Origin of the sequence: Candidatus Igneacidithiobacillus taiwanensis (assembly GCF_031962545.1) — a bacterium.
In the GTDB taxonomy this organism is placed as follows: domain Bacteria; phylum Pseudomonadota; class Gammaproteobacteria; order Acidithiobacillales; family Acidithiobacillaceae; genus Igneacidithiobacillus; species Igneacidithiobacillus taiwanensis.
In genome coordinates, this window is sequence record NZ_JAVRKK010000107.1 from 1 (window position 1) to 7,514 (window position 7,514).

General features: G+C 60.2%; 8 protein-coding genes. All 8 read left to right on the forward strand.

Going from position 1 to position 7,514, the window contains the following annotated elements:
* The first annotated feature begins 42 nt into the window (after window positions 1–42).
* Window positions 43–702 (forward strand): MotA/TolQ/ExbB proton channel family protein, encoded by a 660-nt coding sequence (locus RTI30_RS11110; protein ID WP_312283767.1) that lies wholly within the window; start codon window positions 43–45, stop codon window positions 700–702.
* A 1-nt stretch (window position 703) separates the two neighbouring features.
* Complete coding sequence (locus RTI30_RS11115) at window positions 704–1,099, forward strand: biopolymer transporter ExbD (RefSeq protein WP_312283768.1); 396 nt, start codon at window positions 704–706, stop codon at window positions 1,097–1,099.
* Between the two features lie 410 nt (window positions 1,100–1,509).
* Window positions 1,510–1,917 (forward strand): energy transducer TonB, encoded by a 408-nt coding sequence (locus tag RTI30_RS11120; RefSeq protein WP_312283769.1) that lies wholly within the window; start codon window positions 1,510–1,512, stop codon window positions 1,915–1,917.
* Entirely contained in the window at window positions 1,917–2,738 is an 822-nt protein-coding gene (locus tag RTI30_RS11125) for an ABC transporter ATP-binding protein (protein ID WP_312283770.1), read from the forward strand. The genes RTI30_RS11120 and RTI30_RS11125 overlap by 1 nt, the downstream gene beginning before the upstream one ends.
* A gap of 100 nt (window positions 2,739–2,838) precedes the next feature.
* Window positions 2,839–3,552, forward strand: coding sequence for a molybdate ABC transporter substrate-binding protein (gene modA / locus RTI30_RS11130; RefSeq protein WP_312283771.1), 714 nt, complete (start codon window positions 2,839–2,841; stop codon window positions 3,550–3,552).
* A gap of 21 nt (window positions 3,553–3,573) precedes the next feature.
* The gene (locus tag RTI30_RS11135; protein WP_312283772.1) at window positions 3,574–4,608 is read left to right on the forward strand and encodes an ABC transporter substrate-binding protein; all 1,035 of its coding nucleotides are present in this window, start codon (window positions 3,574–3,576) and stop codon (window positions 4,606–4,608) included.
* Window positions 4,605–5,648: an iron ABC transporter permease gene (locus RTI30_RS11140; protein ID WP_312283773.1), complete on the forward strand. Its 1,044-nt coding sequence runs from the start codon at window positions 4,605–4,607 to the stop codon at window positions 5,646–5,648. The genes RTI30_RS11135 and RTI30_RS11140 overlap by 4 nt, the downstream gene beginning before the upstream one ends.
* Window positions 5,649–5,953: 305 nt before the next feature.
* Window positions 5,954–6,796, forward strand: a complete 843-nt coding sequence (modD, locus tag RTI30_RS11145; RefSeq protein WP_312283774.1) for a ModD protein — start codon at window positions 5,954–5,956, stop codon at window positions 6,794–6,796.
* Window positions 6,797–7,514 lie beyond the last annotated feature (718 nt).

The following is a 7,514-nucleotide window of genomic DNA, read 5'->3' on the forward strand; positions in this document are numbered from 1 at the left end:
ACCGTGGCGGGTACGGTACAGCTGAGTTTCTAGGGCGGGGATATGGACTACTGGATTCATCTGGCGGCGCTTTCGGGCGGGATTTTGACTGTCATGCCGTTGCTGATGCTGGTGGTGTTGGCCGTAGCCATCGAGCGGAGCTGGGCGCTGGCCGTCCTGTTGCATCGGGGGCAGCGCCTGGATGACGACCTCGCCCGCGCTGATCCCCAGCGAGAAAATCTGCTGCAGATCCTGAACGCGGCCCCGGTCGGTCCGCAGCAGGCCGTTCTGGCCGCCTGCCTTGCCTCTCAGGACGGCGAGAGCGGCGATGCCTTTGCCGAGGAGGCCATGCTCCGGCAGGCTGCCGCTCTGGACCGCGGTTTGTGGATCTTGGATACGGCCGTCACCGTGGCCCCCCTACTTGGCCTCCTGGGTACCATCATCGGCATGTTCCACACCTTCCAGCTTCTGGGCAATAACGGTGCCCCCGAGGCCATTACCGGCCAGGTGGCCGAGGCGCTGGTGGCGACAGCGGCCGGTCTGCTCATCGCCATACTCGGCTTGGTCTTCTTCAACGCATTAAACCAAAGGGTGCGTCTGGTACTGCACCAGATGGAGACCATCAAGGTCGCAACCCTGAATCGTCTTTACCATCCTCACGGCGGATTGTTGCGGGATGCGCCGCAGCCAATGCCGGCGCGCCGACAGGCGCAAGGGAGATAGGATGCGTTACTTCGAGACCCGCAAGGGGCGCATCGAAATTATTCCGATGATTGACATCATGCTTTTTCTGCTGGTGTTTTTCATCATGATCACCCTGCGGATGATTCCCGCCAGCGGCATCGCCACCCGTCTTCCTGCCAGCAACTCGGCCAAAACCTTGCCCAAAACTCCTTTGGTGGTGGAGTTGTACCACGATGGCCGCCTGCAATTTCAAGGCAGAACGCTTACCCGGGAACAACTGGAGCAACAGTTAGCCAAGAACGATCCGACGCACAGCCAGATCATTTTGGCGGGGACCAAGGAAGTGACTCTGCAGCAGTTGGTGGCGGTAATGGATACCTGCCGCCAGGCTGGCATCAGTCAAATAGGCATTGCTACCCAGGATAACCATCCGTGAGCACCGCGCATCTTACAGTCCGGATGGAGCCGCCATCCCGAGCCCTGATTTTCTTCTTGGCTTTGCTTGGCGAAGCGATTCTCCTATCAATACTGGCGGCTTGGCTGCGCCCCATGCAACCGCATCGGACCGAAGCCAAACCGCCCATTGCGGTGCAGCTCGTTCCTTGGCCTCAACGCCGGCCTGCCCAACAGGTTGCACCGATTCCTACCCCTCCTTCCTTCCCATCCAAGAAGCTTCAGCCGCAGATGCATCCGCGTCCAGCGCGCGCTATGAGCCCGCATACCCTCCCATCCAAGGGGCCGCAGTCCGAGCCGTCAACGCCCAGGGAGATCCACCAGCAGCGGCCTTCATCTCTACCCGTGAAAACGCAAATTCCTGCGGCGCCACTTCCTTCTTCTAACAGTACCTTGACCATACCATCCGCCCGCGCCGAGCATTACCCTGCGAGATCACTCAACGCCGACCACGCTCCAGCCGCGGTTCCGATCCCGGCCGCCCCAACCGACCCGGTGGAGTCGGCAGCGGAGGTACGGCCCAGGATCCCCGCATATGCCGACAACCCATCCCCGCAGTATCCCGACTCCGCCCGCTGGGCAGGGGAGCAGGGTACCGTGCTTCTGCGTGTTCTCGTGGGTTCTGATGGGCATGTCCAGGACATTTTGGTGGCTAAAAGTTCCGGATTTGACGCATTGGATCGCGCGGCGGTAAATGCCGTACGCCAATGGCGATTCACTCCAGGCACCCGCGATGGTCAGTCCACGGCCATGTGGGTGGAAATCCCCATTCGCTTTCGTTTACAGGATGCCGAAGAGTGATGCTGAGTGCCTCTCGACTTGCCTACGCTTATGGCAATCGCATGGTTTTGGAAGACGTTTCGCTGACGCTGGCAGCTGGTGAATCGGTGGCTCTGCTCGGAGCTAATGGCAGCGGTAAGAGCACTTTGATCCGACTGCTGTTGGGGATTTATCGCCCGCTGCGCGGCCAGATCCGGCTCGGCGCAGAGCCGCTGCAGGGTCTTTCGGCCAAGGAACGGGCGCGGCGGATCGCCTATGTGCCCCAGGATCACGGCACCGCTTTTCCCTTTCGCGTGCTAGACATGGTCCTCATGGGGCGCATTCCCCACCAATCGCTCCTCGGCCGCGCCAGTCCCAAGGACCGGGCGCGCGCGGAAGGCTCCTTGGAACGCCTGGGTATCCTGGATCTTGCCGATCGTCCCTATACAGAACTGAGCGGCGGCCAGCGGCAACTGGTATTGATCGCCCGGGCATTGGCCCAGGAGGCCCCCATCCTGATCCTGGATGAGCCGGTCACCGGCCTGGATTACGGGAACCAGCACCGCCTCATGGTGCAGGTACGGGATCTGGCCCGCAGCGGCTACGCCATTTTGCAGAGCACCCATTATCCCGAACACGCATTGGCCGCCGCCAGCCGGGTCCTTCTCTTAAAGGATGGCCGGATCCTGGCCGAAGGAGCTCCTGACAATGTTCTCTGCCCTGGGCACTTGCAGGCCCTGTATGGGGTGGAGACGGAATTCGTCGAGACGGCTGACGGGCGCCGCGCCATCCTGCCGGTCTGTAAGGAGAGCCACCAGGGGAGCAAGGAATTCTCCCTATCCACGCAGCGGAGAAAGGCTTGATGCACGGGAAGGGGCTGCCTGTTCGATTGGCGGATCCGGCAACGCCTTTGCGCAAATCAGCGCCAAGTCCTGATTATCGATTTTTACCAAGGAGCCCTTTATGAATCGAACCATTCACATCTTTGCCTCCCTGACCCTGGCCGAGCCCTTTCAAGGCATCATCCGGGATTTCACCGCTTCTCGCCCCGACGTCATCGTCCAGCCGACCTATGGCTTTTGCGGTGCCCTCATGGAAAAAATGGCGGCAGGGGCGGCAGTGGATGTTTTTGCACCCTCCTCCGAAGCCATGCTCGCCAAGGCCGTCGCGCAGGGATTGGCATACGCCGACGGGGCGGTCAACTACGCGCGCAATCGTTTGGTACTCGTCGGTCTGCGCAGTGGGAGTTATCCGGAGCGTCTGGGAGAGTTAAGCGAACCGCGCTTTGCGCGAATCGCCATCGGTGACCCTGGATCCGTTCCTCCCGGCCGTTACGGCCGCATGGCATTGGAGAACGCCGGGCTGTGGCGTGATCTGGAACCACGCCTGCAGCAATATTCCGATGGCATCCAGCCATTAAAGGCCGTCCTGGAGGGTAGGGCCGATGTGGCATTCATCTTTGCCTCTACTGCCAGCGGAGCGGCTGATCGGATCCACATCCTGGATGTCCCTGTGGAAGTCTCCATGCATTATCCCGTTGCCGTTGCCAGAAACAGCGCTCACCTCGATTTGGCCCGTGCTTTCCTGGCCTATCTACAGACCGCACCAGCGCAGGAACTCTTGCGGCAGGCAGGCTTTTCTTCGGCTACTGACCAAACCCCTTCCGTAACTTCCTGAATGATCGATTGGAGAGAAATCATGCGCACCACCCTCGTACGCCAGTGGCGTTTGCGGATCGGCCTGTTGATCGCCACGCTTCTTCCGGCACTACCCGCCTGGTCTGCCACGGCGCCAACGGAACTCCCACCCCATAGCGTGTATAGCACCGCACCGCCCTTAACCGTGCTGGTCTACAGCCTCGACCCGAACTTGCTGGCAGGGTGGAATTTCCCCCTGAACAAAATGGCTGGCCTGGGTATGAGCACAAGCGCTCGATACCTCCTACCCAGCACGCGGAACTTACCGGTTCTGGGTGGCTGGGATCCGGGCGACAAACTGGAGCTGGAGCGTATCCTCGCCATTCACCCGAAGCTCGCTTTGCTGTGGGCACCTTATCTGGATAGTGCCCATCTGGGCGATGAACTCCACCGCATCGGTGTGCCCACGCTGGCTGTCAACCTGAAGGATCTCAACGATTATCCTGCCGCATTTCGGCTGCTCGGGGAGCGATTAGGGGAAACCGATCGTGGCGAGCAACTGGCTGCCGCCTTTCAGAAAATTCTGGATCGACTTCGTCAGATCCGGTCGAATATCCCCCAAGCCCAGCGCCGGACCGTATATTATGCCGAAGGAGTGGACGGTCTGATGACCGATTCGGCCGATTCCCCCCATACGCAGGTGATTCGTGCCGCAGGCGGCGTCAACGTGTTTACCGGTAAAGCAACGACCTTGAAGGGCATGGAGCAGGTGAGTATGGGGCAGGTGCTGGCCTGGAATCCCGATGTCATTCTGGTCCAGGATCCAGTGTTTTACCGGCGCATTTACCATCTCTCCGCCTGGCAAGGCCTGCAAGCAGTGAAAACGCATCGGGTCTATCTTATCCCCCGGGAGCCTTTCAACTGGATGGACCGGCCGCCCTCTCTGATGCAGGGCTTGGGTGCTTTGTGGCTGGCGCATGTACTTTACCCACAACAGTCCAAAATCGATTTGAATCAGGAAGTACCCGCGTTTTTCAAGACCTTTCTGCATATCGATATAACTGCATCGCAAGCCAAGGCGATCTGGCAACCATGACGATGATCGTTTTGCAGCCATTTCTCCCGTCCACCACGATGAGGCGACTGGCGGGCATCCCGCTGCTTTTTGTCCTTTTGTGCGCCATGGTTCTCGTGAATCTGTTCTGGGGGCACTACCCCTTAACATGGCTAGAATTCTGGCACTGGCTATGGGGTGACGCGCAGCTGTCGACCGAGAAGGTGATCCAGATCCATCTGCTTCTCTTCGAGATCCGTTTGCCGCGGCTCTTGGTCGCCGTGCTCGTAGGCGCGGCCCTCGCCTGCAGCGGCGCAGTTTTCCAGGCGGTCTTTCGTAACCCTCTGGCGGCACCGGACATCCTCGGGGTCATGGGCGGGGCGGCCTTCGGGGGCGCCCTGGGAATCATCCTCGGGGGACCCTGGTGGACGATCCAAATTGCCGCTTTGCTCTTCGGTCTGGCAGCCGTTGCCATGGCCTACGGGATAGCGCGGCACTTTCCGGGCCAGCCCACCCTGATGCTCGTCATGGGTGGCATCCTGGCCGGCGCCCTCTTCACCGCTTTACTATCCCTGGTGAAATACGCTGCAGACCCGTATCAGCAATTGCCCGGTATCGTCTTCTGGCTCATGGGTAGCCTTTCCAATGTTCCCATGAGCCAGATCGGCTATTTCGCGCTCCCTGTGGTGCTGGGGATCTGTCTGCTGTTCCTCTACGGTCCGCACCTGGACGCCCTCAGTTTGGGCGATGAGGAGGCCCATAGCCTAGGTCTACCGGTCCGCAGGACCAGGCTTACGGTGATCTTCGTCGCCACCCTGCTCAGTGCCATGGCCGTGATGATGGCCGGCATGATCGGTTGGATAGGACTGATCGTTCCCCATTTAGCTCGTCTCCTGCTCGGGCCGGGCAATCGCCGGCTCCTCTTGGGCAGCGCTATCCTCGGCGCCGCCTATCTTCTTTTGGCGGGCGCCTTGGCCCGCAATCTCTTTGCAATGGACGTACCGGTGGGGGTATTCGCCGAACTCCTGGGAATTCCGGCTTTTTTGCTGGTACTTCGGCAGATCCGCAAGGCCTGGGCATGAGGCAGGGCTTACGCAGGAAAAAGATGCGGAGCAAGTGCTCATCGAAAACGTTCATGCGTAAGTTTCAGGTCTTGGATGATAGCGTACTGATTTCCAGAGTAGGTGAGGGAGAAATTGCTGCCTGTTCATCTTCGCTACCCGAGACTTGTTAGATCGCCGCGCGTATTGCCGGCGTGGTCGTCGCGTTCTTGCGCAACGGAATTAGCATCGACGTCTTATAGGATTGAATTCTGCCATAACTGCTCGCAGGGCCTCCCGTCCGAGCAGCAGTGGGCGCCTGTTACAAACCAAGGAGCTTGCCAAACATGATGTACTTCAGCCAGGCTGAAATCGATCAGCTCATCCTCGAAGACGTGCCGCTGCACGACGAAACCACGCGCGCGCTCGGCCTGCCCGACGCGCCGGGCAGCCTGACCTACACCGCGCGCCAACACGGTGTGCTCGCCGGCATAGCGCCCTTGCAGCGTCTGGCGCAGGCGCTGGGGCTGCGTGCCGAACCGCTGGCCGCCGATGGCGACCTGCTTGCGCCCGGTCAAGCCGTGCTGCGGCTGCACGGCGGCGCGCACGCGCTGCACCTGGCGTGGAAGCAGGGGATGAACCTGCTCGAATACCTCGGCGGCATCGCCAGCGCCACCCGGCAGATGGTCGACGCCGCGCGCGCGGGCAACCCGCGGGTGCAGGTGGCGGGCACGCGCAAGGCCCACCCGGGCGCGCGCAAGCTGCAGCATTACGCCGTGCTATGCGGCGGCGGCATGGTGCACCGCGCCGGGCTGTCGGAAACTATTTTGGTCTTCGCCCAGCACCGCGCGTTTCTACCCGGACTGGATGTAGAGCAGCTGGTGGCGCGCGCCAAGGCGCATAGCCCGGAAAAATTCGTGCTCATCGAAGCCGAAGACGCGCAAGATGCGCTGGCGGCTGCCCGCGCCGGGGCCGACGGCGTGCAGCTGGACAAAATGTCTCCGCAAGAGCTTGCCGAACTGGTGCCGCAGCTGCGCGCGATGCAGCCGCGGCTCGTCATCAACGCCGCGGGCGGCATCCGCCCCGACAGCGCCGCGCAATTTGCTGCCAGCGGGGTGGACGTGCTCGTCACCTCCAGCCTGTACAACGCCCGCGCCGCCGACTTTGGCGCGGTCATGCGCGTGGATTAAGGTGTTGCAGCGTGCTGCACGCCACACATTGCAACATCTGCACGCATCTGCTCACTACCGGGCGCAGCGGTAAGATACGCAATTTAATCTGTTGCACCAGTAGGGCTTACGCATAAAAAATTTTAAGATACAGCAAGCCGCACTGCGATGGGCGGTTTCAGGTTTAAAGTGCAACACACAGTAGCCCACCAAACCACCAGGGCTTACGCATGAAAAACTCAGCCACTCTGTTTATTATAAATCATATAGTTATGTTGATAAGCAGGCATGGCAAGACTTGATCTCGCTAGCCCGGCCGATGATGTCCAGACAGTTGGCTCCCGAAAGAACAAGAGGTTGATAGTCTCTCAGGGCTTACTCATGAAAACTTCCGGTGAGGACTTGCTCCATGTAGCGGTTATCCCAGGCCACCATTTTCTGGCGTCCTTTGAGGCGCGCCTTGGATTTCTCATATCGGCGAACCAGGTTGATGGCTATTTTTCGTAACAGGGCGAAGGCGTGTCAGGACCCGTGCGGCTGCCATGGCTTGGTTGGGCAATCCAATCAAAAGAGTACCAGAATCAGTGACCAGAGATGGGAAATCCAGCCAATCAGGGAAGCACCGACATTGGTTCTCGTTAGCCCCCACAAAAGCATCGCGTGGCCGCCTCATTGATCGGCTATCCTGCCCATCAACGGTTGCAGTGCCTGCCCAATCAACAGCACAGCCATAATGGCC

What these genes read in the sequence shown, in the direction of transcription:
- RTI30_RS11110 (WP_312283767.1), top strand. Translation starts at nt 43, where the DNA reads ATGGACTACTGGATTCATCTGGCGGCGCTTTCGGGCGGGATTTTGACT.
- RTI30_RS11115 (WP_312283768.1), top strand. Translation starts at nt 704, where the DNA reads ATGCGTTACTTCGAGACCCGCAAGGGGCGCATCGAAATTATTCCGATG.
- RTI30_RS11125 (WP_312283770.1), top strand. Translation starts at nt 1,917, where the DNA reads ATGCTGAGTGCCTCTCGACTTGCCTACGCTTATGGCAATCGCATGGTT.
- modA (WP_312283771.1), top strand. Translation starts at nt 2,839, where the DNA reads ATGAATCGAACCATTCACATCTTTGCCTCCCTGACCCTGGCCGAGCCC.
- RTI30_RS11135 (WP_312283772.1), top strand. Translation starts at nt 3,574, where the DNA reads ATGCGCACCACCCTCGTACGCCAGTGGCGTTTGCGGATCGGCCTGTTG.
- RTI30_RS11140 (WP_312283773.1), top strand. Translation starts at nt 4,605, where the DNA reads ATGACGATGATCGTTTTGCAGCCATTTCTCCCGTCCACCACGATGAGG.
- modD (WP_312283774.1), top strand. Translation starts at nt 5,954, where the DNA reads ATGATGTACTTCAGCCAGGCTGAAATCGATCAGCTCATCCTCGAAGAC.